Origin of the sequence: Methylobacterium sp. Leaf99 (assembly GCF_001422375.1) — a bacterium.
Taxonomy (GTDB): domain Bacteria; phylum Pseudomonadota; class Alphaproteobacteria; order Rhizobiales; family Beijerinckiaceae; genus Methylobacterium.
Map to the genome: position 1 here is coordinate 22,470 of NZ_LMMU01000002.1, position 23,413 is coordinate 45,882.

20 protein-coding genes and 2 riboswitches are annotated in these 23,413 nt (G+C 70.6%); of the genes, 12 read left to right on the plus strand and 8 right to left on the minus strand.

Annotated elements, in window-relative coordinates; all coding sequences use genetic code 11:
* Positions 1-16 precede the first annotated feature (16 nt).
* The 5 genes from ASF28_RS10250 to ASF28_RS10270 form a co-directional block, all read right to left on the minus strand.
* Positions 17-2,248 carry a hybrid sensor histidine kinase/response regulator gene (locus ASF28_RS10250; protein WP_056091651.1) on the minus strand — a complete coding sequence of 744 codons (2,232 nt, stop codon included), beginning with the start codon at positions 2,246-2,248 and terminating at the stop codon, positions 17-19.
* Positions 2,249-2,365: 117 nt separating this feature from the next.
* Positions 2,366-4,036 (minus strand): methyl-accepting chemotaxis protein, encoded by a 1,671-nt coding sequence (locus tag ASF28_RS10255; RefSeq protein WP_056091653.1) that lies wholly within the window; start codon positions 4,034-4,036, stop codon positions 2,366-2,368.
* A gap of 48 nt (positions 4,037-4,084) precedes the next feature.
* A complete protein-coding gene (locus ASF28_RS10260; protein WP_056091655.1) occupies positions 4,085-4,645 on the minus strand; it encodes a chemotaxis protein CheW in 561 nt (186 codons plus the stop codon).
* Positions 4,642-6,129 carry a CheR family methyltransferase gene (locus tag ASF28_RS10265; RefSeq protein ID WP_056091658.1) on the minus strand — a complete coding sequence of 496 codons (1,488 nt, stop codon included), beginning with the start codon at positions 6,127-6,129 and terminating at the stop codon, positions 4,642-4,644. The genes ASF28_RS10260 and ASF28_RS10265 overlap by 4 nt, the downstream gene beginning before the upstream one ends.
* Positions 6,126-6,626, minus strand: a complete 501-nt coding sequence (locus tag ASF28_RS10270; protein WP_056091781.1) for a chemotaxis protein CheW — start codon at positions 6,624-6,626, stop codon at positions 6,126-6,128. Before ASF28_RS10270 ends, ASF28_RS10265 begins: the two co-directional genes overlap by 4 nt.
* A gap of 260 nt (positions 6,627-6,886) precedes the next feature.
* Here ASF28_RS10270 and ASF28_RS10275 point away from each other — a divergent pair, with 260 nt between their 5' ends.
* Together ASF28_RS10275 and ASF28_RS10280 are read left to right on the plus strand one after the other, a co-directional pair.
* Positions 6,887-7,147 carry a PepSY domain-containing protein gene (locus ASF28_RS10275; RefSeq protein WP_056091661.1) on the plus strand — a complete coding sequence of 87 codons (261 nt, stop codon included), beginning with the start codon at positions 6,887-6,889 and terminating at the stop codon, positions 7,145-7,147.
* A gap of 275 nt (positions 7,148-7,422) precedes the next feature.
* On the plus strand, positions 7,423-9,198 hold the full coding sequence (locus ASF28_RS10280; RefSeq protein ID WP_056091662.1) for an acetolactate synthase 3 large subunit: 1,776 nt from the start codon (positions 7,423-7,425) through the stop codon (positions 9,196-9,198).
* Positions 9,199-9,336: 138 nt separating this feature from the next.
* Here the strand turns inward: ASF28_RS10280 and ASF28_RS10285 are convergent, their stop codons facing one another.
* Positions 9,337-10,227 (minus strand): class I SAM-dependent methyltransferase, encoded by an 891-nt coding sequence (locus ASF28_RS10285; protein ID WP_056091665.1) that lies wholly within the window; start codon positions 10,225-10,227, stop codon positions 9,337-9,339.
* Between the two features lie 86 nt (positions 10,228-10,313).
* On the opposite strand from ASF28_RS10285, the gene ilvN reads away from it, so the two are divergent.
* From ilvN to ASF28_RS10320, 7 genes are all read left to right on the plus strand, one after another.
* Positions 10,314-10,856 carry an acetolactate synthase small subunit gene (ilvN, locus tag ASF28_RS10290; protein WP_056091668.1) on the plus strand — a complete coding sequence of 181 codons (543 nt, stop codon included), beginning with the start codon at positions 10,314-10,316 and terminating at the stop codon, positions 10,854-10,856.
* Positions 10,857-10,968: 112 nt separating this feature from the next.
* Positions 10,969-11,193 carry a MazF family transcriptional regulator gene (locus ASF28_RS10295; RefSeq protein WP_244474980.1) on the plus strand — a complete coding sequence of 75 codons (225 nt, stop codon included), beginning with the start codon at positions 10,969-10,971 and terminating at the stop codon, positions 11,191-11,193.
* Positions 11,177-11,560: a type II toxin-antitoxin system PemK/MazF family toxin gene (locus ASF28_RS10300; protein ID WP_056091673.1), complete on the plus strand. Its 384-nt coding sequence runs from the start codon at positions 11,177-11,179 to the stop codon at positions 11,558-11,560. The genes ASF28_RS10295 and ASF28_RS10300 overlap by 17 nt, the downstream gene beginning before the upstream one ends.
* Positions 11,557-12,195, plus strand: a complete 639-nt coding sequence (locus ASF28_RS10305) for a glutathione S-transferase family protein (RefSeq protein WP_056091677.1) — start codon at positions 11,557-11,559, stop codon at positions 12,193-12,195. The genes ASF28_RS10300 and ASF28_RS10305 overlap by 4 nt, the downstream gene beginning before the upstream one ends.
* 140 nt (positions 12,196-12,335) lie before the next feature.
* Positions 12,336-13,355, plus strand: coding sequence for a ketol-acid reductoisomerase (gene ilvC / locus ASF28_RS10310; protein ID WP_056091680.1), 1,020 nt, complete (start codon positions 12,336-12,338; stop codon positions 13,353-13,355).
* A gap of 306 nt (positions 13,356-13,661) precedes the next feature.
* Positions 13,662-14,315 (plus strand): pyridoxamine 5'-phosphate oxidase family protein, encoded by a 654-nt coding sequence (locus ASF28_RS10315; RefSeq protein ID WP_056091682.1) that lies wholly within the window; start codon positions 13,662-13,664, stop codon positions 14,313-14,315.
* A 154-nt stretch (positions 14,316-14,469) separates the two neighbouring features.
* Positions 14,470-16,158: a thiamine pyrophosphate-binding protein gene (locus tag ASF28_RS10320; protein ID WP_056091685.1), complete on the plus strand. Its 1,689-nt coding sequence runs from the start codon at positions 14,470-14,472 to the stop codon at positions 16,156-16,158.
* Positions 16,159-16,272: 114 nt separating this feature from the next.
* Here the strand turns inward: ASF28_RS10320 and trpS are convergent, their stop codons facing one another.
* The gene (gene trpS / locus ASF28_RS10325; protein WP_056091689.1) at positions 16,273-17,343 is read right to left on the minus strand and encodes a tryptophan--tRNA ligase; all 1,071 of its coding nucleotides are present in this window, start codon (positions 17,341-17,343) and stop codon (positions 16,273-16,275) included.
* A gap of 85 nt (positions 17,344-17,428) precedes the next feature.
* The gene (locus ASF28_RS10330) at positions 17,429-18,202 is read right to left on the minus strand and encodes an endonuclease III domain-containing protein (protein WP_056091783.1); all 774 of its coding nucleotides are present in this window, start codon (positions 18,200-18,202) and stop codon (positions 17,429-17,431) included.
* Between the two features lie 113 nt (positions 18,203-18,315).
* Positions 18,316-18,431: riboswitch (glycine riboswitch) on the plus strand.
* A 1-nt stretch (position 18,432) separates the two neighbouring features.
* Positions 18,433-18,529, plus strand: a riboswitch (glycine riboswitch).
* Between the two features lie 55 nt (positions 18,530-18,584).
* Here ASF28_RS10330 and gcvT point away from each other — a divergent pair.
* The 3 genes from gcvT to gcvP all read left to right on the plus strand — a co-directional run bounded on the left by gcvT (position 18,585) and on the right by gcvP (position 23,168).
* Positions 18,585-19,718: a glycine cleavage system aminomethyltransferase GcvT gene (gene gcvT, locus ASF28_RS10335; protein WP_056091690.1), complete on the plus strand. Its 1,134-nt coding sequence runs from the start codon at positions 18,585-18,587 to the stop codon at positions 19,716-19,718.
* Positions 19,719-19,773: 55 nt separating this feature from the next.
* Positions 19,774-20,136, plus strand: a complete 363-nt coding sequence (gene gcvH / locus ASF28_RS10340) for a glycine cleavage system protein GcvH (RefSeq protein WP_056091695.1) — start codon at positions 19,774-19,776, stop codon at positions 20,134-20,136.
* 185 nt (positions 20,137-20,321) lie between these two features.
* On the plus strand, positions 20,322-23,168 hold the full coding sequence (gene gcvP / locus ASF28_RS10345) for an aminomethyl-transferring glycine dehydrogenase (RefSeq protein ID WP_056091698.1): 2,847 nt from the start codon (positions 20,322-20,324) through the stop codon (positions 23,166-23,168).
* Positions 23,169-23,413 lie beyond the last annotated feature (245 nt).

Below are 23,413 nucleotides of genomic sequence, written 5' to 3' on the forward strand. Positions count from 1 at the left end.
CGCGGTCCGGTTGCGGTCACAGCAATTGCCCGATGGTGTCGAGGAGACGGCGCTGGTCGAAGCTCTGCTTGGTCAGGTAGGCGTCGGCCCCGAGGTCGAGGCCGCGCGCCACGTCCCCGGCATCCCCCCGCGAGGTCATCAGGATCACCGGCAGGCGGGCCAGGGATTCCTCGGCCCGGATGGCTTTCAGCAGGCCGAACCCGTCGAGGCGCGGCATCTCGACGTCGGCGAGGACGAGGGCGATGGGCTCGATGCCGGCGCGCAGGCGCTCGATGGCATCCTGCCCGTCCACGCAGACCACGACGCGGTAGCCGGCCGCTTCCAAGATGCCCTTCTCCAGGGTGCGGGTGGTGATGGAATCGTCCACGACCAGGATGGTGGTCGCGGGGCCGGGGGCGCGTGTCGGCGAACGTGGGGTTTGGCCGATCGTTCCGCCCGTGGCCCCCGCGGCATCCGGTCCGGCCTCCGCCGCCCGGGCCATGAGGCCCTCCGGTTCGAGGACGAGGACGGGCCGGTCGCCGAGGATCACCGTGCCGGAGATGAGGCGCGGATCGGCCCCGATGGGCGGGGCCGGCAGGACGAGGTGGGTGCGGACCTCGCGTAGGGCGTCGACGGTGAGGAGGACGCGGCGCCCGCCGGCCCGCAGCAGCAGGGCGAGGAGGCGCCCGCCGGTGTCCGCCCGTTCGGCCTCCGGCCCCGAAAGATCCTGTCCGAACAGGTCGCGCAGGGCGACCACCGGCAGGGTCCCGCCGCCGTCCTTCGCGTCGATCCGGGCGACGGAGCGGCCCATGGCCCGGTCGAGGCCGGCCCGGTCGAGGTGGACCACCCGCTCCACGGCGGCGCTCGGCACCGCGTAGGTGGCGCGCGCCGCCTCGACCAGGAGCATCGGGCGCCGCGCCGCCTGCAGGGGCAGGCTCATGACGAGGTCGGTGCCCCAGGGCTCGCGCGGGCCGAGGCGCACGTGGCCGCCGAGGCGCCGCACGGCATCGGCCACCACCGAGAGGCCGATGCCGCGGCCCGACAGGGTATCGACCTCGGCGGCCGTGGACAGCCCCGGCTCGAACACCAGGGTGAGGATCGCCTCGGGGTCTTCGTCCCGAACAGTCAGGCCCCGGCGGCGGGCGGCCCCGGCGATCCCGGCGAGGTCCGGCCCGCGCCCGTCGTCGTGGACGGTGACGACGAGGCGTCCGCCCCGCACCGCCACGGCGAGGCCGATGGCGAGGGCCGCCGGCTTGCCCGCCCGCCGGCGCGCCTCCGGCGCCTCGGCGCCATGGCTGAGGGCATTGCGCAGGGCGTGCAGCACCGGGTCCTTCAGGGCCTGGAGCATGGCCCGGTCCACGGGCAGGTCGAGGCCGAGGGTCTGGACGGCGATGTCCTGGCCGCCCTCGCGGGCGAGGTCGCGCAGGGCCCGGGGAAACCCGCCGAACACCGTCTCGGCCGGCACCAGGGCGAGGCGCTCGGCCTGCTCGCCGATCCGCGCCACCGCCGCCTCGACGGCGGAGGCCACGGTCAGGCGCAGGCGCGACAGGTCCGCCGCCTCGCGGGCGAGGGCCAGGAGGTCGGTCTCGAGGGTCCGGAGCGACACGCCGGCCGTCGCGGTCCCGCGCAGGCGCTCGGCCATGAGGCCGAGCTCGGCCGCCCGCCGGGTCAGCCGGGCAAGCCCCTCGGCCACGGCAGCCTCGCCGCCGACGGCGCTCGCGAGTTCGTGGCTGGCCCGGGTCAGGGCATCGATGGCCTCGGCCGGGACGCGCAGGAGCGCACCGGTCTCGTGCGCCGGCTCGGGCGGGGGCTGGACCGGCGCGGGGGCCGGGGGCGCGACGGTCGCCACCGGCGCGGGGGGGGCATGGAACGGTGCGTCCGGCACGGGCGTGACGGGGGTTTTCGGGTCGAGGCAGCGGTCGAGGGCGCGCAGGGCGTCGTCCGGCATCGGCGCCCCGACCCCGTCGTCGAGGCCGCCGACATAGGCCTCGATCCGGTCCAGGGCGAGGTGGACCGCCGCCGCCGCCGCCCCGTCGAGGACGCCGGTCCCCGCGACGATCCGGTCGAACAGGGTCTCCAGGCGATGGGCCACGGCCTCCACCGCCGGCAGGTCGACGGCCCGGGAGGCCCCCTTCAGGCTGTGCGCCCGGCGGAACACATCGTTCCAGTCGGGCGCTTCCGCCCCGCCGCCCAGGGCGGCGCGGATGGCATCGATGTGCTCGCGATGCTCGACGTCGAAGGCCGCGAGAAGAAGCTGGCGGATGTCCATCCGGTGCGTGTCCGTCCGCCGCTTAAGGCCATTTTCGCAAGTGAGGAACCGGGCGCAAGTCCTTCGTTAACCATGTCTTCGTCATGGATGAAGTCCCGGGTTCCGCGGCGGAAACCGTCAATGGCGGTAGCGCTCGGCGAGGGTCATCAGGGCCTGGGCCAGCTCGGTGAGGTTGGCCGACGCCGCCTCGACCTCGCGGGTGCCGGCCGCCGTCTGCTGGCTCGCCTGCCGGATGTTCTGGAGGGCGCCCATCACCTGCTCGATGCCGAGCTGCTGCTGGTTGGTCGAGGCCACGATCTGCTGGAAGGTCTGGACGCTCTCCTCGACCTTGGCGGTGATCTCCTCGATGGTCCGCTGGGTGGTGTCCGAGCGGGCCTTGCCGGCGGCGGCGCGCTTGACCGCCTCCTCCGTCAGCATCACCGACGTGTTGATGCCGCGCTGGATCTCGCCGAGGATCGTGCGGACCTGCCCCGTCGCCGCCTTGGCCTGATCGGCCAGCAGCTTCATCTCCGAGGCCACGACGGCGAAGCTCCGCCCGCTCTCGCCGGCGGCGGCCGCCTCGATGGCGGCGTTGAGCGCCAGCAGGTGGGTGCGCTCCGAGATGTCGTTGACGGTGGTGATGATGTCGCCGATGGCCTGGGTCTTCTCGGAAACCGCGACGATGTTGCCCGCAACCGCCTCCGCCTGCTCGCGAATCGCCTCCATGGCCTTGGCGGTGTCGGCCACGGCCCGCAGCCCCGCCCGCGAGGTCTGGGCGGTGGATTGGGCCGTGGCGATGACCTCGCCGGCGCGCTTGCCGATCTGGGCGCCCGAATGGGTGATCTCGTCCACCGTGGCCGCCGTCTCCTGCACGGCGGCGAACTGTTCCTCGACGGAGGCCGCCTGCTCCTGCGCCGAGGCGCGGATCTCCGCCGCCGCGGCGTTGAGGTCGGCGGTGGCGGCGCGGTTGGTCCGCGCCAGGTCGGCCAGCCCCGCCACCATGCCGTTGAGGGTGCGCCCGAGGCGGCCGATCTCGTCGTTGCCCCTGGCATCGAGGGTGCCCGAGAGGTCGCCGTCGCCGACGCGCTCGGCGAACCGCATCACGTCCTCCAGGGGCTTGACCACGCCCCGCCGGATCAGGGCGGTGACGAGGATGCTGAGCAGCACGCTCGCGGCCAGGGTCAGGACGATGGACCACAGGCTCCGGTCGTAGATGTCGGCCGCGCGCTGCTGGCCGGCGGCGATGCCCTCGTCGAGGGCTTCGCGGGTGCGCTCGATATCGGCGAGGAGCAGCTCCTGCATCCGGTTGATCGGTTCGTTGCGCGCCTCGATGGCGTCGGTGTCCCGGGCCGTGATGGCGGCGAATTGCGGCTCGCTCACCGCGCGCAACTGCCGGAAATCATTGGCCGCCAGACCGGCGGTGTCGGCGAGCTTCTTCCAGGCCAGGGACCGGGCCGGAGAGGGCGCCGTGGCGGAATAGCCGTTGGCCGTGCGGACGATGTCGCCGAACAGCACCTCCGATTCCTGCCCGATGCGCCGCCAGGTCTCGATGGTCTGGGTCAGTTCCGACTCGGGACGGTTGCGCATGAGCGCCGCCATCACCGCGTTGCGCCGCAGGAGCCCCATGTCCCGGGCCTTGTTGCCGAGGTCGTCGAGCTGGCGCGCCACCGTCAGGTCGCGCTTGACGATGGTGTTCATGTTCTCGCGCACGGCGCTGATCTGGTCGAGGGCGTAGAGGCCGAGCGCCAGGATCACCACCGTGATGGCGACGAAGCCGAGGAGGATGCGTTTTCCGATGGAGATCGACACAGGCTGGCTCAATGCTCCGCGAAACCGGCACGCCCCGGGCGGGCGGCGTCAGGACAGGTAGCGCCGGAGGAGGCGCGGCAGATCGACGACGACGAAGCCGGGGCCGTCACCGGCGCCGGCCTGCGCCGGGGCATAGCCCGAAACCGCCTCGGCGCCCAACCCGGCGGCGGCCGGGGCGAGGAGACCGGCGCCGGAGGCGGGACCGTCCGGGTCGGCGAACGCGACGGCGACGACGCCCTCCACCCGATCGACGGCGAGGGCCACCGTCGCCGCACCGCCGCGCAGGACCACGACGTGGCCGGCGCCGGACTGAACGGCATCGGCCCGTCCGAGGGCGCGGGCAAGCCCGAGGAGGCTCACCACCCGGCCCGACAGGGCGATGACGCCGAGGAGGGCGGCGGGTGCGCCCGGCACGGCGGTGACGGGGCGGGCGGCCAGCACCTGCGCCACCTGGGCCAGGGGCAGCCCGTAGCGATCCGCGCCGCAGGTGCAGACGAGGAACGGCCGCAGGGGCGCCTGGCGCTGGACGCCCCCGTCGCGGCCGGCCAAGGCGAGGGTTCGGGCGGCGCGCAGGGCCCGCCGGCGGACGGTTTCGGCGGCTCGGTTCATCGGGCGGGCTCCTCCACGGCGGAACGGGCCAAAGCCGCACTCTGCGCCAGTTCCCGCGGCCCGATCCCATCGGCTTCGGCGAGATGCGCCCCGGCCGGCAGGGTCTGGCCGAGGCGGATGGCGTTGTCGAGGAAGCGGCGGCCTTCCGCCGGTCGCGCCACGGCGATCAGGAGCAGGCCGAGCTGATAATGGGCCATGACGAAGCCGGGATCGAGGTAGAGGGCGCGGCGCAACGCGCCCTCGGCCTCCGCCTCGCGCCCCAGGGTCCGCGCCAGGAGGCCGTCGTAATAGTGCAGGGCCGCCTCCATCGGTGCGACACCGAGGGCCGCACGGGCCCGGCGCCACGCCTCGGCGGTCTCACCGGCGTCGCTCAGGGCGCGGATCTGCGCAAGATCGCCGGCCCCGACCGCATCGTCCCCCGGCGATCGGACCTCCGACGTCTCCGACCGCGACGTTTCGGCGAGCACGGACTCGCGCGGCCCGTCCGCGGCGATGGGGTCCGCGGCGCCGGGGCCGCCCGCTTCGGCGGGCCCTTCGCCGATCCACGGGTGGGCGGGCTCCCAAACGGCCGGGTCGGCGACCGGGACGGCCGGTTCCCCGGCACCGCCCGGACGGTACGCGACGGTGCCGGGCAGGTTCACCGCCTCCAGGGTGTGGGCGAAGGCCGGGTTGGGCTCGGCATGGCCGATGAGGAGCCAGCCGTCCGGCACCAGGCGCCGGCCGAGGCTCCGGACCATGCCGAGCACCACCTCCGCCTCGAAGTAGATCAGCACGTTGCGGCACAGGATGAGGTCGAACCCGTTGAGCTCGGGCGGCGCGGTGCCGTCGACGAGTTCCATCAGGTTGCGGCGTTCGAACCGCACCATCCGGCGATACTCCGGACGCAGGGTGTAGGTGCCCTCGCGGCCGGGGCCCGGCCGGATCGGGCCGGGGGCGAAGTAGCGCAGGCGCTCCTCGGGCGGCAGGGTCCGCAGGGCCCAGCGTCCGTAGAGCCCGGTCCGGGCGGTCGCCAGGGCCGCCGTGCTGATGTCGGTGCCGGTGATGGCGATGCGCCAATCGGGCAGGGCGGGCCCGAGGAGTTCGTGCAGCAGGATGGCGAGGGAGTAGGGCTCCGCCCCCGTCGAGCAGCCGGCACTCCAGATCGTCAGGCGGCGCTCGTGCGACCGGGCCGCGATCAGGCCGGGCAGGATCGTGCCGCGCAGGGCCGCGAACTGCTCGGCGTAGCGGAAGAAGAACGTCTCGCCGATGGTGATCTCGGCTTCCAGGGCCGCCCATTCGGCCGCCCCCCGGGTCCGGTCGTCGAGGAGTGCGGCATAGGCGGCGGCGCCCGGCAGGTCGTTCGCCTTGAAGCGCTTGCGCAGACGATCGAGCAGCAGGTCGTCCTTGTCGACGTAGTAGTGATGGCCGGTGCGCGCGATGATCCGCGCCTTGAGGGCGGGGAAGGCCGGATCGGTCTGTGAGTCGGGCCGGACGGGCCACTTCATGCAGGGCAGGGCCCGAAGGCGGCCAGCCGCTCGGCGGCGGCGCGCGTGAAGCCGTCCAGCCGCTGCCGCTCCTCGACGGTGAGCAGGCGGGCGCGATCCAGCACGTGGACCAACCCGTCGCCACGGACGATCTCGGCCGCGACGCAACCGTTGAGGGTCCGGGCCTCGGACACGGGTCGGATCGCCGCATCAGGGACGACGACGAGGTCTTCGGCCCGGTCGACGAGGAACGCCGTGGTGGCCTCCGCGTCGAGGACGATGTGGCGATCGTCGTCGGTCTCGGCCCCCTCCCGTGCCGGCAGGCCGAGGAGCCGGGCGAGATCGACGACGGGCACCGGCACGCCGCCGAGGTTGAGGAACCCGACGAGGGGTCCGCCCGCCGCCGGGGGGGCATGCAGGTCCGGCAGGGGAAGCACCTCGCGCACGGACGTCCGCGCCAAGGCACAGGGAACGCCTGCGACATCGAGGAGGAGGAAGGCTGTGGTGCCGGACAGGATCTGATCCAACGATGGTCTGGGGATGAGCGGAGTGACCGTTGTCGCGCGGCCGGGCAAGCCTTTTCGGACACCCGTCCTCGCCGACACACGAGCCTCCAGACTAGGACAGAGCGGGACGGGCGGGCAAACCCCTCGCACCGGCGATCGCATGTTTCCCGAGAGGGTGGGCGAGGGAGTTCGGTGTTGGGTGAGAGATGTCGCCGACCTATCATCAACCAGGCGCCGGGTGGGCGCGCGTTCACGTCGAGGACCGGCCAGTCATGCAACGGATCGTCTCGCTCTCCGTCACCCTCGCTCTCTGTCTCGCCGCGGGTGCGGCCCTTGCGGGAACGCCGGGCGCGGACTGGCTGACACCCGCCCAGACCCGGCAGGCCCTGAAGGCGGCGGGCTATTCGGAGGTGACGAAGCTCGAAGCCGACGACGGCCATTGGGACGGGGAGGGCATCAAGGACGGCCGCCGGATGAAGTTCGACGCCGATCCCCGCACCGGGGCGATTCTGGGCGAAATTCCTGCCGAATAGCCCCGCCTCGACCTGAAGGCCTACCGTTGACCCGAGGGATCGTGTCGTCTACCACACCCGACACGATCTTCGATTCGCCGCGACGGCGGTCGAACTGGCAAACGGTTTTCCGATGCGTTTCATCCTCATCGTAACGAACGCGCCACCGACGGGGCGGCCCTGACAGCAGGGGTCGCGATCCGGATGGTGGCGCATGCAGGGTCCCTCGGGGCCCTTTTTTGTTGCCGCGAGACGAGACGAAACGGATTTCAGGACAGGGTTCGAGGAGCAGGACGATGGGCGGCGAGGTCATGACCGGGGCCGAAATGGTCATCCGGGCGTTTCAGGATCAGGGTGTCGATACGCTGTTCGGGTATCCCGGCGGCGCCGTGCTGCCGATCTACGATGCGCTTTACCACCAGGAGACCCTGAAGCACGTTCTCGTGCGTCACGAGCAGGGGGCGGTCCACGCCGCGGAGGGCTACGCCCGCTCGTCCGGCAAGGTCGGCTGCGTCCTCGTCACCTCGGGGCCCGGCGCCACCAACATCATCACCGGCCTGACTGACGCGCTGCTCGACTCGATCCCGCTGGTCTGCATCACCGGTCAGGTGCCGACGCACCTCATCGGCACCGACGCGTTCCAGGAATGCGACACCGTCGGCATCACGCGCCACTGCACGAAGCACAACTATCTCGTCAAATCCATCGCCGACCTGCCGCGCATCCTGCACGAGGCGTTCTACGTCGCCTCGCACGGGCGCCCGGGCCCCGTCGTCGTCGATCTGCCGAAAGACATCCAGTTCGCCAGCGGTCTCTACGAGCGCCCCACCCAGAACGGCCACAAGACCTACCGTCCCGCCTTCAAGGGCGACGCCGCGCAGATCCAGGCGGCCGTCGAGCTCATGGCGAATGCCCGCCGGCCGATCCTCTACACCGGCGGCGGCGTCATCAACGCGGGCCCGCACGCCTCGGCCCTGCTGCGCCAGCTCGCCGCCGAGACGGGCTTCCCCGTGACCTCGACCCTGATGGGTCTCGGCGCCTTCCCAGCCTCCGACGAGACGTTCCTCGGCATGCTCGGCATGCACGGGACCTACGAGGCCAACCTCGCCATGCACGAATGCGACGTGATGGTCTGCATCGGTGCGCGCTTCGACGACCGCATCACCGGGCGCCTCGACGCGTTCTCGCCGTTCTCGAAGAAGATCCACGTCGATATCGATGCGTCCTCGATCAACAAGGTCGTCAAGGTCGATGTCGGGATCGTCGGCGATTGCGGCTCGGTGCTGGAAGACATGCTCGCCGCCTGGAAGGCCCTGCCGACCCGGCCGGACCCGGAGCGCTTCGACGCCTGGATGGCCAAGATCCGCACGTGGAAGGCGCGCGACTGCCTCGCCTACTGGCCGTCGGGCACGATCATCAAGCCGCAATACGCCGTGCAGCGCCTCTACGAGGCGTGCAAGGACCGCGAGACCTACGTCACCACGGAGGTCGGACAGCACCAGATGTGGGCGGCGCAGTACTTCAAGTTCGAGGAGCCGAACCGCTGGATGACCTCCGGCGGCCTCGGCACCATGGGCTACGGCCTGCCCGCCGCCATCGGCACGCAGCTCGCCCATCCGGACGGGCTCGTCATCGACATCGCCGGCGAGGCCTCGATCCTGATGAACATCCAGGAGATGTCCACGGCGGTGCAGTACCGCCTGCCGGTCAAGATCTTCATCCTGAACAACGAGTACATGGGCATGGTGCGGCAGTGGCAGGAGCTGCTGCACGGCTCGCGCTACTCGCAGAGCTACTCCGAGAGCCTGCCGGACTTCGTCAAGCTCGCCGAGGCCTACGGCGCCAAGGGCATCCGCTGCGAGAAGCCCGGCGACCTCGACGCGGCGATCCAGGAGATGCTCGACTACGACGGGCCGGTGATCTTCGACTGCGTCGTCGACAAGAAGGAGAACTGCTTCCCGATGATCCCGTCGGGCAAGGCCCACAACGAGATGATCCTGTCGGACTACCTCGGCGAGACCGGAGCCGAGATCGGCGACATCATCTCGGAAGAGGGCAAGATGCTGGTCTGACCGGCGCCTCGCCGGGCGCCGCCCGTGCCTCGCTCCCTAGAGCCGTGCCCGATCCAGTTGGATCGGATCACGTCTCTAACGCCCTGTTCTGTCGTGCTCGCTTGCGACGAACCGGTATCCACTTCGTCGGAGAGCACTCTAGCGCGGGTCGCCCCGGCGGCGCGCGTTGGCCAACCGGCTGCGCCAGCCCGGCGCCGCCGGGCGCGGGGCATGCCGGTCGGGCCGGGGCGTGAAAGCGGCCCGCTCGGCCGGGGTGGCGGCCTCGCATTTCCGCAGCAGGGCGAAGAACTCGATCTCGCCGGCCTGCGTCGGGGTCACCTCCGCGAAGGCGAACGGCACCAGGCCGATGGCGATCGCCTCGCCGAGGGCGGAGACGAAACTGTCGGGGGTGAAGACACTGCAATGCACGTCGATCGTCGCCCCGGTCTCGTGGATGCGCCGGGCATGCTCCAGGCCGGCCTCCGGCCCGTGCCCCTCGAACGGGGGGAAGCGGGTCTCGCGCCCGGCCCAGACCGCACCGGCATCCACCTGCATCGCCCGGGAAAAGTGCTCGTAGACCTGGGCCGGGCTCGGACGGGTGGCGCGGGCCAGGTGCGCGCCGACGAGGTCGCCGGCGGTGGTGAGGCTGCGCCCACGGTCGAAGGTGAAGCGCATGTCGGGCACGGCGAGGAACAGCAGGCCGCCCTCGCGCAGGGCGTCGGCACAGTCCCGAAGCCAGCCGATGGCGTCGGGCAGGTGCTCGATGACGTGCGAGGCGACGATGTAGTCCACGGGACCACGGGCCCCGAGGGCTTGGTGCAGGGTCTGATGTTCGAGGACGAGATCGACCTCGACCAGGGCCCCGCGCGCCCGCGGGCCCGCCGCGGCGTGACCGGCGTACTTGCGGGCGAGGCCTTCCGTCGAGAGATGGTCGGCGTAGAGGATGTCGCCGTCGCTGCGGCGCACGAGGGGCCGGTCGAGGGGGCCGAGTTCGACGCCGGTCCGGCCGTGGGGCCTCACGGCGGCGAGCGTGCGCTGGCGACTGTCCATGGGCGGCGCGGTATCATGACGCCTGGAACGGGTCCAGCTTGGAGCCGGGCGGGCGGACAATCGAAGAGTAGGAACTGGGGCAAGCCATGAACGCGATGAACACCCACTACCCCGATGCCGGCCGCGTCGAGCCCGTCAACCGGCACACCCTCGCCGTCATCGTCGACAACGAGCCCGGCGTGCTCGCCCGCATCTCGGGCATGTTCTCGGGCCGGGGCTACAACATCGAGAGCCTCACGGTGTCGGAGACCGAGGTGGCGCGGCACATTTCGCGCATCACCATCGTCACCACCGGCACCGACGCGGTGATCCAGCAGATCAAGGCGCAGCTCGACCGGCTCGTGCCCGTCCACCGCGTGGTCGACCTGACGCTGCAGGGTCTGTCCCTCGAGCGCGAACTCTGCCTCGTGAAGGTGGCGGGCACCGGCGAGCACCGCACGGAATCCCTGACGCTCGCCGCCGCCTTCGGCGCCAAGACCCTCGACGCGACCCTGAATTCCTTCGTGTTCGAGGTCACGGGCACCACGGAGGAGATCGACCGCTTCATCGGCCTGATGACGGTGATCGGCCTGGTGGAAATTTCCCGGACCGGCATCGCCGCCATGGGGCGGGGTTCGGAGGCGATGTGAGGCATTTTTCTCAACGGTGGTAAGGTGCCGGAGACGTGCCGGGAATGATGTGATGAGGGCAAGGCTGAAGCGGAGCGGGGATGACTTCGTCCTCTCGGTAACCCGAGAGGACGTGCGGAAGCTCGGTCTCGTCGAGGGCCAGGAAGTGGAGATCGATCCGGTGCCCGCACCCCTCACACCTCCGCCCGCCCGCCGCTACGTCAACGGGTTCCCCGTGTTCACGATGGCCGAGATGGCTGCGGAAATGAGACGACTCGGACCGGATTTCGAGCCTCCGACCGTCGATTGGGGGCCGGATGTCGGTTCCGAGATCATCGACGATGACGATCCCCGCTGATCGTCCGTACGAGCCGGGCGACCTGATCCTCGTCGATCTCGACCCCGTCCTCGGAACCGAGCAACGCGGCAAGTGGCCTGTCCTCGTCATCTCGACTCCTGAAATGAACACGCTGACCCGGCGGATCATCATCTGCCCGGTCACCCGAAATCGAGATCCCTGGCCGACCAAGATCTTTCTGCCGGAGGGTTTGGGGGTCGACGGCGCAATCCTCGCCGATCAGGTGCGCTCGATCGATCGCAGGGCGCGCATCCTCCGCCCACTCGGGACAGTCCCCGATCCCATACTCGCGGAAGTCCGCGCGAAGGTGGCAGCATTGATCGGCTTGCAATTTGGCCCTGCGACCGAAGAAGGCTCAGCACCATGACCACCCTCTACTACGCCCCCGGCGCCTGCTCGCTCGCCGCCCACATCGCCCTGGAGGAGACCGGCGCGCCGTTCGAGACCGTGCGGCTCGACCTCGCCAGGGGGGACCAGCGTGCGCCCGAATACCTCGCCGTCAACGAGCGCGGGCGCGTGCCGGCCCTGGTGGAGGACGGCTGGGTCCTCACGGAGAACACCGCGATCCTGCGCCACATCGCCCGCATCCATCCGCAGGCCGGGCTGTGGCCGGAGGCACCGCGCGATCGGGCGCGGGCCGACGAGTGGCTCGCCTGGATGGCGACGAACCATCACATCGCCTACGCGCATGTCCGGCGGGCCGAGCGCTACACCACGGACGAGGACGCCTATCCGGCGATCCAGGCCAAGGGGGCGGATACCTGCGGCGACCTGTTCACCATGACCGACGTGCGGCTCGCCGACGGCGGCTGGGCCCTGGGCGAGCGCTACAGCGTCGTCGATCCCTACCTGCTGCTGTTCTGGACCTGGGGGCGCGGCCCGGCGCTCGGGTTCGACATGGCCGAGCGCTTTCCCCACTGGACGGCCCACGCACGGGCCATGGCGCAGCGCCCGGCGGTGCAGGCCGTCTTCGCCCGCGAGGGTCTTCGACTCCCTGCGTGAAGCCCATGCGACGATTCCCCTTTCGTCAAGGGATGCGTCTCGCTAAAAGCCGGGCGATCGCACGGCCGCGCGGATGCTGTTTCAGATGAGGGCGCCGGAGCGCACTCATGCTCAATCGAGAGAAAAGAGAAGGTACCGCCATGCGGGTCTATTACGATCGTGACGCCGACCTCAACCTGATCAAGGGCAAGAAGGTCGTCATCGTCGGCTACGGCAGCCAGGGCCATGCCCACGCGCTGAATCTCCGCGATTCCGGCGTGCAGGGCATCGTCATCGCGCTCCGCGAGGGTTCGGCCACCGCCAAGAAGGCGGAGCACGAGGGCTTCACGGTCATGAACGTGGCCGATGCCGCCAAGCAGGCCGACGTCGTCATGATGCTCACCCCCGACGAGCTGCAGGGCGACATCTACAAGGAGTCGCTCGAGGGCAACATGAAGCAGGGCGCCGCCCTCCTGTTCGCCCACGGCCTCAACGTGCACTTCAATCTCATCGAGCCGAGAGCGGACCTCGACGTGCTCATGGTCGCCCCGAAGGGCCCCGGCCACACCGTGCGCGGCGAGTACCTCAAGGGCGGCGGCGTGCCGACCCTCATCGCCATCGCGCAGGACGCGTCCGGCAACGCCCACGACCTCGGCCTGTCCTACGCCTCGGCGAACGGTGGCGGCCGCGCCGGCATCATCGAGACCACCTTCAAGGAAGAGTGCGAGACGGATCTGTTCGGTGAGCAGGCCGTGCTCTGCGGCGGCCTCGTCGAGCTCATCAAGGCCGGATTCGAGACCCTCGTCGAGGGCGGCTACGCCCCCGAGATGGCGTATTTCGAGTGCCTCCACGAGGTGAAGCTCATCGTCGACCTCATCTACGAGGGCGGCATCGCCAACATGAACTACTCGATCTCGAACACCGCCGAGTACGGCGAGTACGTCACCGGCCCGCGCATCGTGACCGCCGAGACCAAGGCTGAGATGAAGCGCGTCCTCGACGACATCCAGTCGGGCAAGTTCACCCGCGACTGGATGCTGGAGAACAAGGTCGGCCAGACCTCGTTCAAGGCCACCCGGGCCAAGCTCGCCCGTCACCCCATCGAGGAAGTCGGCGCCAAGCTGCGCGGCATGATGCCGTGGATCTCCGAGAAGGCCCTGGTCGACAAGTCCAAGAACTGATTTTTGGGATGGTGCAGCCGTGCTTTGCTCGGCTGCCCGTCAGGACTGGAGCCGGTGTCGCGAAAGCGGCGCCGGCTTTTTCGTGAGCGCATCCCCCCCTCTGCGGGGGAGGGTGGTCGCGGAGCGACCGGGAGAGGGGGCGACCTCTCCGGACACCGCGCTCCCCTCATCCGACCCGCTTCGCGGGCCACCTTCTCCCGCGGAGGGGAGAAGGACGCGCCCCGCTGTTGTGATCTTCATGAAATCCAGCGATGATTTTCGCCAACGGCCGCCCGCCTGAGAGCAGCCGAAACCCGGAGGACAAACATGGCATCGCTCTACTACGACGCGCATCGCGCGCTTCAGGAAGAGTACAAGACCGTCAAGCTCGCCGAGCGCCTCGATACCGGCTGGGTCCATGACGAGGTCGGCCCCGACGAAGCGGCCTTCATCGGCAGCCGCGACATGTTCTTCCTCTCCACCGTCGATCCCGACGGCATGCCCACCGTGTCCTACAAGGGCGGCAGCCCCGGCTTCGTGAAGGTGCTCGACGCGAACACCCTCGTGTTCCCGGGCCTCGACGGCAACGGCATGTGGTACTCCATGGGCAACATCGAGGGACAGGCCAAGGTCGGCCTGCTGTTCATCGACTTCGAGACCCCGCACCGGGTCCGCGTCCAGGGCCATGCCCGGATGCTGCGCGACGATCCCCTGATGGCCGAGTACACGGAGGCCAAGTACCTCGTGCGGATCGAGGTGACGAAGGCCTGGGTCAACTGCCCGCGCTACATCCACAAGTACCAGAAGGTATCCCAGAACAAGTACGTGCCGACCCCCGACAAGGAGACTCCCCTGGCCCTGTGGAAGCGCCTCGACATGGTCGGCGACGTAATCTCGGACGAGGACAAGGCCCGCGTCGCCAAGGAAGGCCAGCTCGCCCTGCCCGAGTACGAGGCCCGGGTGGCGCGCGGCGAAAGCTGAGCGAAGCCCAAATCCCCTATTCCGAAGGGATCGGACGGATTTGGGTTGAGGCATCGTCGCGGAGTCGTCACCCGTGGCGATGCCCGGGTCTTGTGGGAGCCCGTCCATGGTCTAGCTTCGCCCCGATGCCGCCGGGTGTCGGGGAGAAGCGCCCATGACGATCGAGACCGTGGACGCCGCCGGGAGCCGGAGGGGCGCCGACCTGGTGCTGGACGTGCTGCGCTCGGAGGGCGTGCGCTACATCTTCGGCAATCCCGGCACCACCGAATTGCCGCTGATCGACGCGCTCACCGAAGTCCAGGACATCGGTTACATCCTCGCCCTGCAGGAGGCGACCGCGGTGGCGATGGCCGACGGCTACGCGCAGGGCGCGCGCAGGGCCGCCTTCCTGAACCTGCACACGGCCGGCGGCCTCGGCCACGGCATGGGCGCCCTCTGGAACTCGCAGGTCAGCGGCACGCCGCTGGTGGTCACCGCCGGGCAGCAGGACCTGCGCCACGCGCTCTCCGATCCGCTGTTGATGGGCGACCTCGTCGCCATCGCCGATCCGGTGGTGAAGTGGGCCCGTGAAGTCACCAGCCCGGACCAGATCCCGGTGCTCCTGCGCCGCGCCTTCCACGATTGCGGGGCCGCCCCGTCCGGCCCGGTCTTCCTCTCCCTGCCGATGGACGTGATGGAGGCGATGACCCAGGTGCCGGCGGGCGAGACATCGACCATCGACCAGCGGGCGGTGGCGGGTTCCCTCGACCGGCTGGCGAGCGAACTCGCCGCCATCGCGCCCGGCCGCCTCGCACTCATCGCCGGAGACGAGATCGACGCCTCGGACGCCTCCGCCCAGATGGTGGCTCTGGCCGATCTGCTGGCGGCACCGGTCTACGGCTCGTCCTGGCCGGCCCACATCCCGTTCCCCACCGCCCACCCGCTCTGGGCCGGCAACCTGCCGACCCGGGCCGATGCCATCGCCGACATCCTCGGGCGCTACGACGCGGTGTTCGCCCTCGGGGGCAAGTCGCTGATCACGGTGCTCTATTCGGAGGTTTCGGCGGTGCCGTCCGGGACACGGGTGTTCCAGCTCTCCGCGGACGTGCGCGACCTCGGCCGCACCTACGCCACGAGCCTGTCGACGGTGGGCGACATCCAGGCCTCCCTGAACGCGCTGCTGCCGCTGCTGGCCCCGCGTGTGGCCGACCGCGCCGATGCCTTCACGGGCCTGCGCGCGGCGGCCGCGGCGGCACGGGTCGAACGACGGGGCAAACTCGCCGCCGCGGCCGACGCCGCGTTCGAGGACCCGGTGATCGCCCCCCTGGTCGCCGCCCGCGAGGTGGCCCGGGCCGTGGGCGCCGAGACCGCGATCATCGACGAGGCGCCCGCGACGCTCACCCACCTGCGCACCTTCCTCGACAGTCCGTCCGCCCACCAATACGCCGCCATGCGCGGCGGCGTACTCGGCTGGGGCATGCCCGCCGCGGTCGGTTTCTCCCTCGGCATCGACCGGGCGCCCGTGGTCTGCGTCGTGGGCGACGGGGCGGCCATGTACTCGCCCCAGGCCCTGTGGACCGCCGCGCACGAGAAGCTGCCGGTCACCTTCGTGGTGATCAACAACGCCGAGTACAACATCCTCAAGACCTTCATGAAGAGCCAGTCGCACTATGCCTCGGTGCGCGCCAACCGCTTCATCGCCATGGATCTCACCGACCCGCGCGTCGACTTCCCGGCGCTTGCCGCCTCCATGGGGGTGCCGGCGCGGCGGGTGACGCGGGCCGCCGACATCGCCCCGGCGATCGAGGCCGGGATTCGCTCGGGCAGCGCCAACCTCGTGGAGGTGGTGGTCCGGGCGACCTGACCGGTGCCGCCCCGCCCATCGCCGGGGGCATCGACATGGGCGAGCGGGGCCTCAAGGAGCCTTGGGAGACCGGGGACGGCACGTCGGGGCCGAGATCGACGAGCGCCCGTATCCTCACCGGACGGCGTGCAGGCGCGGCCCGCGCCGGACGAAGCCGACGATGTCCTTGACCGCGTCCAGAGTCGGAGCCGCGATGGCCTCGGCCCGCTCGGCGCCGTCGGCCAGCACGGCGTCGATCTCGGCCGGGTCGGAGACGAGACGCTTCATCTCGGCGCCGAGGGGCGCCAGGGTCTCGACGGCGAGTTCCACCAGCGCCCCCTTGAACTGGGAGAATTGCGCGCCGCCGTAATCGCGCAGCACGTCCTCGCGGGTCACGTCCTTCAGGGCCGCGAAGATGCCCACGAGGTTGTCGGCCTCCGGGCGCCCTGAGAGGCCCGCCACCTCGGAGGGGAGGGCGTCCGGGTCGGTCTTGGCCTTGCGCACCTTGGCCGCGATGGCATCGGCATCGTCCGTGAGGTTGATGCGCGAATTGTCCGACGCGTCCGACTTCGACATCTTCTTGGTGCCGTCGCGCAAGCTCATCACCCGCGCGGCCGGGCCGCCGATGAGCGGCTCGGTGACCGGGAAGAACCCTTCGCCCGCATCGTGGCCGTGGGCCGAGATCGACTCCGAAAAGTCGTTGTTGAACTTCTGCGCGATGTCGCGGGTGAGTTCGAGGTGCTGCTTCTGGTCCTCGCCCACGGGCACGTGGGTGGCGCGGTAGGCCAGGATGTCGGCGGCCATGAGCACCGGATAGGCGTAGAGCCCGATGGAGGCGTTCTCGCGGTCCTTGCCGGCCTTGTCCTTGAACTGGGTCATGCGGTTGAGCCAGCCGAGGCGGGCGACGCAGTTGAAGATCCAGGCGAGCTCGGCGTGCTGCGGCACCTGGGACTGGTTGAAGACGATGCTGCGCTTCGGGTCGATGCCGGCGGCCAGGAACGCGGCGGTGACTTCGCGGATCTGGCCCTTGAGGGCCGCAGGGTCCTGCCACAGGGTGATCGCGTGCATGTCGACGACGCAGTAGAGGCACTGCGCGTCGCGCGCCTGCATCTCCACGAAGCGCTTGATGGCGCCGAGATAGTTGCCGAGGTGCAGGTTGCCCGTGGGCTGGACGCCCGAGAACACCAGTTCCTTGAACGCGGTCATCGCGCGTGGTCCTTCATCGCCCGCCTAGCTGAGAGTCAGTCTTCGCGGCGCAAGGCGCGGTTTCTGGACGCCGCGCCGGGGCCGGTCAAGCGGCCGAGCTTCTGTCCTGCCGCGCTTGGCCCGTCGGGCACAGGTCGAGGAGGACGCAAGAGCCGCAGGCCGGGCCGCGATGATGGCAGACGGCCTGCCCGTGCAGCATCAGGATCTCGTGGTTGTCGTAGAGGTCCTGCGCGCTCCAGTCGGCGGGCAGCTGCGCCCGCAGGATCGGATGCGACGGGCCGACATCCACCTTCGGCCCGATCAGGCCCGTGCGCTGGGCGACGCGGTGATGGTGGCTGTCCACGGGCAGGGCGGGCATCCGCAGGACGCTGAACGACAGCACGGCCGCACTGGTCTTCGGCCCGACGCCGGGGATCGCCTCGAGCCAGGCGCGGGCCGCGTCGACGTCCATGTGCTTCAGGAAGTCGAGGGACAGGGCACCCTGCCGCTCGGCCACGGCCCGCAGGATGGCCTGGATGCGCGGGGCCTTGAGTTCCGGCCACGTCACCCCGGCGATGGCCGCCTCGACCTCGGACACGGGGGCGGCCAGCATGGCGGCCCAATCGGGATAGCGCGCCCGCAGGGCCTTGAAGGCCCGGCCCGAATCGGCGTTGCGGGTCCGGTGGGAGAGCAGCGACGAGACGAGTTCGCTCAGCGGGTCGAGGCTGTGGAAGTACGGGATCGGACACCCGTAGACCGGGCACAGGCGGCGGTGGATCTCCAGGGCCTTCTCGTCCAGCCCCGGATCGGCCGGGAGAGCGGCGGAGCGACGCCGCGAGGGGCGGGGGCCGGCGAGGTCGTGTCCGGATGCGATGGTCATGAGCCAGGAATCGCCGAAGATTCGCACCGGTTCCTGCCTGTGACGAAAGCTCCGGGTTTGTCAGGCCGCGGCTTGCGCGGCCCGCGGCCGCATGTAACCTTGGTCCCGTCAGCAATGGCGATACGGGAGAGCCCAGGTCGAGTCGCTTCGCACGCGAAGCCTTTCGATCATGGCGCCGACGGAGCAACCACCCCCGGAAACTCTCAGGCACAATCACCGTATCGTTTCGACAATCTGGAGAGAGGCGCCTGACGGCGTCCACCGAAGGAGAAATCCCGTGAGCGCCTCGGCGCACGGGAGAAGCTCTCAGGTAACCGCGACAGATGGGGGCAGCCGGACACTCAGCCGAGGGTCCGGGTCCGTTCTGTCGTGGGATGATCCGATGCCGTTCGACGCCCTTCGCACACCGCTCCACGCCCTGCACCTGCGCCTCGGCGCCCGGATGGTGCCGTTCGCCGGCTATGCCATGCCGGTGCAGTACCCGGCGGGGCTGCTCAAGGAGCACCTGCACACCCGAGCCCAGGCCGGGCTGTTCGACGTGTCGCATATGGGCCAGATCCAGCTCGTCCCCCGGTCGGGCAGCCTCGCGGACGTCGCCCGCGCCCTGGAGACCCTGCTGCCCATCGACGTGCTCGGGCTCCAGCCCGGCCGTCAGCGCTACGGCCTCCTCCTCGATGGGGCCGGCGGCATCCGCGACGACCTGATGGTCGCCCAGTGCGGCGACAGCCTCCTCCTCGTGGTCAACGCCGCCAACAAGGCCGCCGACGAGGCGTACCTGCGGGCGCATCTCACGGGCATCTGCAAGATCGCGGTGCTGCCCCGCGCCCTCCTCGCCCTGCAAGGGCCGGGGGCGGAGGCCGCCCTGGCGCGCCTCGCCCCCGAGGTCGCCGCCATGCGCTTCATGGACGTGCGGGCCGTCCGTCTCGCCGGCACCTCCGCCCTCGTTGCCCGCTCCGGCTACACCGGCGAAGACGGCTTCGAGATCTCCGTGCCGGAGGACTACGCCGAAGCCCTGGCCGAAGCCCTGCTCGCCGACGCGACCGTCGAGCCCATCGGTCTCGGCGCCCGCGATTCGCTCCGCCTGGAAGCCGGCCTGTGCCTGCACGGGGCGGACATCGACACCGGCACCGACCCCGTCGAGGCCGGGCTGTCCTGGGCAATCCCTCCCGTGCGCCGCCGGGGCGGCGCACGGGAGGGCGGATTTCCGGGTGCCGCGCGCATTCTCGATGCCATCGCCACGGGCCCGTCCCGCACGCGCGTCGGCCTGCGCACCGAGGGCGCCGCCCCCGTCCGCGCCGGTGCCCCCCTGTTCGCCGAAGAGGCGGCGGGCGAGGCCATCGGCCGGGTCACCTCGGGTGGGTTCGGGCCGAGCCTGCAGGCGCCCGTCGCCATGGGCTACCTGCCCGTGGCGCTCGCCCGGCCCGGCACCCGCGTCTTCGCCGAGGTGCGCGGCCGGCGCCTGCCCATGGTGGTGAACGGCCTGCCCTTCGTGCCGTCCGGCTTCAAGCGCGCCTGAACCACGGCGCCGTCCCGGATTCCAACCTTCCCGACCTGACCCACAGGAGCGACCCATGCTGCGATTCACCGACGAGCACGAATGGCTGGCCCGCGAGGGCGACGTCGCCACGGTGGGCATCACCACCCATGCGGCCGAGCAGCTCGGCGACCTCGTCTTCATCGAACTGCCGAAGGTCGGCGCCCGCCTCGTGAAAGGCGAGGCGGCGGCCGTGGTGGAATCGGTCAAAGCCGCTTCCGACGTCTACGCGCCGGTCTCGGGCGAGGTCACGGAGGTCAACGACGCGGCTTTGGCCGATCCGGCGAGCGTCGGCAGCGACCCGCAGGGCGCCGGCTGGCTCTACCGCATCCGCCTCGACGACCCGTCCGCCCTCGACGGCCTCATGGACGAGGCCGCCTACGCGGCCTTCCCGAAGTAGGGCGGAGCAGAACCCTCCCCCCTCCGCGGGGGAGGGTGGACCGCGAATGCGGGCCGGGAGAGGGGAGCACCGCCCTTTCCGGAAAGGTCCGCGCGACCCCTCTCCCACCTGCTCCGCAGGCACCCTCTCCCGCAGAGGGGAGAGGGTCGAGGGCGCGAACGCCACTCACACCTTAAGGTCCAGCCATGAACAGCGACCGCTACGACCCCTACGATTTCGCCAACCGCCGCCATATCGGCCCCACGGCGCACGAGATCGAGGCCATGCTCGCCGTGGTGGGCGCCGACACCCTGCACGGTCTCGTGGACGAGACCCTGCCGGCCAGCATCCGCCAAACCGAGCGCCTCGATTTCGGGGTGTCGATGACCGAGCGCCGGGTGCTGGAGCACATGCGCGGCATCGCTGACAAGAACCGGCTCCTCGTCTCCCTCATCGGCCAGGGCTACCACGGCACGACGATGCCGCCGGTGATCCAGCGCAACATCTTCGAGAATCCGGCCTGGTACACGGCCTACTCGCCCTACCAGCCCGAGATCAGCCAGGGTCGGCTCGAGGCGCTGCTGAACTTCCAGACCCTGGTCTGCGACCTCACCGGCCTCGACATCGCCAACGCCTCGCTCCTGGACGAGGCCACGGCGGCGGCGGAAGCCATGGGCATGGCCGCCCGCATCGCCACCAACGGCCAGACGGCGTTCTTCGTCGATGCCGAGTGCCTGCCCCAGACCATCGCGGTGCTCAGGACCCGGGCCGCACCGCTGGGCTGGCGCATCGTCGTCGGCGATCCCGTCCGCGACCTCGACCCGTCGGCGGTGTTCGGCGCGGTCTTCCAGTATCCCGGCGTCTGCGGCGCCATCCACGACGTGTCGGAGATCATCACGCGCCTGCGCGCGGCCGGCGCCGTGGCGGTGATGGCGGCCGATCCCCTTGCGCTCACGCTCCTGAAGCCCCCCGGCGAGATGGGCGCCGACATCGCGGTGGGCTCGATGCAGCGCTACGGCGTGCCCATGGGCTATGGCGGCCCGCACGCCGCCTACCTCGCCACCCGCGACGCCCACAAGCGCACCCTGCCGGGCCGCCTCGTCGGCGTCTCGGTGGATGCCCGCGGCAACCGCGCCTATCGGCTGGCCCTCCAGACCCGCGAGCAGCATATCCGCCGCGAGAAGGCGACCTCGAACATCTGCACCGCCCAGGTGCTGCTCGCGGTCATCGCCGGCATGTACGCCGTGTTCCACGGGCCCCGCGGCCTCAAGGCCATCGCCGCCCGGGTCCACCGCGACGCCGTGCGGGTGGCGGAGGGCCTGGAAAGCCTCGGCTTCGCGATGGAATCCGCGACGTTCTTCGACACGGTCACCGTCCGGGTCGGCGCGTTCCAGGGCCTGATCCTGACGAACGCCGTCGCCAACGGGATCAACCTGCGGAAAGTGGGCACCGACCGCGTCGGCATCACCGTGGACGAGCGCACCCGCCCCGACATCGTCCAGGCCGTGTGGCGCGCCTTCGGCGGCGACCGCCTTGCCTACGACGACGCTTGGCCCGTCCCGCGCCTGCCGGCAGGGTCGATCCGCACTTCCGACTACCTCACCCACCCGATCTTCCACATGAACCGGGCCGAGAGCGAGATGACGCGCTACATGCGCCGCCTCGCCGACCGCGATCTGGCGCTCGACCGGGCCATGATCCCGCTCGGCTCCTGCACGATGAAGCTCAACGCCACCGCCGAGATGCTGCCGATCTCCTGGCCGGAGTTTTCCGAGATCCACCCGTTCGTGCCGGCGGATCAGGCGGCCGGCTATCACGAACTCCTGGCGGATTTCTCCGAAAAACTCTGCGCGATCACCGGCTACGACGCGATCTCGATGCAGCCGAATTCCGGCGCGCAGGGGGAATATGCGGGGCTTCTCGCCATCCGTGCCTATCACCTGTCGCGGGGCGACGGGCACCGCACCGTGTGCCTGATCCCGTCCTCGGCCCACGGTACCAACCCGGCCTCGGCGCAGATGTGCGGCATGAGCGTCGTGGTGGTGGGGGCGGACGCCAGCGGCAACATCGACGTCGAGGATTTTCGCCGCAAAGCCGAGCTGCATTCCGAAAAACTCGCGGCCTGCATGATCACCTATCCGTCGACCCACGGGGTGTTCGAGGCGCGGGTGCGCGAACTCTGCGCCATCGTGCATTTCCACGGGGGCCAAGTGTACCTCGACGGGGCCAACCTCAACGCCATGGTGGGCCTCGCGCGGCCGGGCGACATCGGCGCCGATGTCAGCCATCTCAACCTGCACAAGACCTTCTGCATTCCCCACGGCGGCGGCGGCCCCGGCATGGGGCCCATCGGCGTGAAGGCGCACCTCGTCCCGTTCCTGCCCTCCGATCCGCGGACGGCTGAGGAGGGGGCGGTCTCGGCCGCCCCCTACGGCTCGGCCTCGATCCTGCCGATCTCGTGGAGCTACTGCCTGCTCATGGGCGGGCGCGGCCTGACGCAGGCGACCCGCGTCGCCATCCTCAACGCCAACTACATCGCCGCTCGCCTCGCACCGGCCTACCCGGTGCTCTATTCCGGCGCGCACGGCCGGGTGGCGCACGAATGCATCATCGACCTGCGCCCGTTCCAGAAGAGCGCCGGCATCACCGTTGAGGATGTCGCCAAGCGCCTCATCGATTGCGGCTTCCACCCGCCGACCATGAGCTGGCCCGTGGCCGGCACCCTGATGATCGAGCCCACGGAATCCGAGACCCAGGGCGAGATCGACCGCTTCTGCGACGCCATGCTGGCGATCCGCGACGAGATCCGCGCCATCGAGGACGGGCGGATGGACCGGGCCGACAACCCGCTCAAGCACGCGCCCCACACGGTGCGGGACCTCATCGGCCCGTGGGAGCGGCCCTATTCCCGCGAAGCCGCGTGCTTTCCCGCCGGCAGCCTCGGGATGGACAAGTACTGGCCGCCCATCAACCGGGTCGACAACGCCTACGGCGACCGCAACCTCGTCTGCGCGTGCCCGCCGCTCGAGGCCTACGGCGCGGCGGCGGAGTAGGGCCGCCCCAGGCGCTCCCGTCCCGTTCGGGGTGGGAGCGCCTGGGATACGAAGGGGCGAGATTGGATCCTGCGGGTCCGTTGGTGGACCGACAGGCCATCCATGCGGAGCGCGATTGCCACCGCCGATTGGCGGCCTTATCGTCCGCTTCAGGCTGACGCTGCCTGCCGCTCGCCCCCGCAAGGGGATGGTGAAAGCGTCGTTCCACGTCTTCCCGCATTGCACTCCTTCCCAAGGGCGAATGC

What these genes read in the sequence shown, in the direction of transcription:
- ASF28_RS10250 (WP_056091651.1), bottom strand. Translation starts at nt 2,248, where the DNA reads ATGGACATCCGCCAGCTTCTTCTCGCGGCCTTCGACGTCGAGCATCGC.
- ASF28_RS10260 (WP_056091655.1), bottom strand. Translation starts at nt 4,645, where the DNA reads ATGAACCGAGCCGCCGAAACCGTCCGCCGGCGGGCCCTGCGCGCCGCC.
- ASF28_RS10265 (WP_056091658.1), bottom strand. Translation starts at nt 6,129, where the DNA reads ATGAAGTGGCCCGTCCGGCCCGACTCACAGACCGATCCGGCCTTCCCC.
- ASF28_RS10275 (WP_056091661.1), top strand. Translation starts at nt 6,887, where the DNA reads ATGCAACGGATCGTCTCGCTCTCCGTCACCCTCGCTCTCTGTCTCGCC.
- ASF28_RS10280 (WP_056091662.1), top strand. Translation starts at nt 7,423, where the DNA reads ATGGGCGGCGAGGTCATGACCGGGGCCGAAATGGTCATCCGGGCGTTT.
- ASF28_RS10285 (WP_056091665.1), bottom strand. Translation starts at nt 10,227, where the DNA reads ATGGACAGTCGCCAGCGCACGCTCGCCGCCGTGAGGCCCCACGGCCGG.
- ilvN (WP_056091668.1), top strand. Translation starts at nt 10,314, where the DNA reads ATGAACGCGATGAACACCCACTACCCCGATGCCGGCCGCGTCGAGCCC.
- ASF28_RS10300 (WP_056091673.1), top strand. Translation starts at nt 11,177, where the DNA reads ATGACGATCCCCGCTGATCGTCCGTACGAGCCGGGCGACCTGATCCTC.
- ASF28_RS10305 (WP_056091677.1), top strand. Translation starts at nt 11,557, where the DNA reads ATGACCACCCTCTACTACGCCCCCGGCGCCTGCTCGCTCGCCGCCCAC.
- ilvC (WP_056091680.1), top strand. Translation starts at nt 12,336, where the DNA reads ATGCGGGTCTATTACGATCGTGACGCCGACCTCAACCTGATCAAGGGC.
- ASF28_RS10315 (WP_056091682.1), top strand. Translation starts at nt 13,662, where the DNA reads ATGGCATCGCTCTACTACGACGCGCATCGCGCGCTTCAGGAAGAGTAC.
- ASF28_RS10320 (WP_056091685.1), top strand. Translation starts at nt 14,470, where the DNA reads ATGACGATCGAGACCGTGGACGCCGCCGGGAGCCGGAGGGGCGCCGAC.
- trpS (WP_056091689.1), bottom strand. Translation starts at nt 17,343, where the DNA reads ATGACCGCGTTCAAGGAACTGGTGTTCTCGGGCGTCCAGCCCACGGGC.
- ASF28_RS10330 (WP_056091783.1), bottom strand. Translation starts at nt 18,202, where the DNA reads ATGACCATCGCATCCGGACACGACCTCGCCGGCCCCCGCCCCTCGCGG.
- gcvT (WP_056091690.1), top strand. Translation starts at nt 18,585, where the DNA reads ATGCCGTTCGACGCCCTTCGCACACCGCTCCACGCCCTGCACCTGCGC.
- gcvH (WP_056091695.1), top strand. Translation starts at nt 19,774, where the DNA reads ATGCTGCGATTCACCGACGAGCACGAATGGCTGGCCCGCGAGGGCGAC.
- gcvP (WP_056091698.1), top strand. Translation starts at nt 20,322, where the DNA reads ATGAACAGCGACCGCTACGACCCCTACGATTTCGCCAACCGCCGCCAT.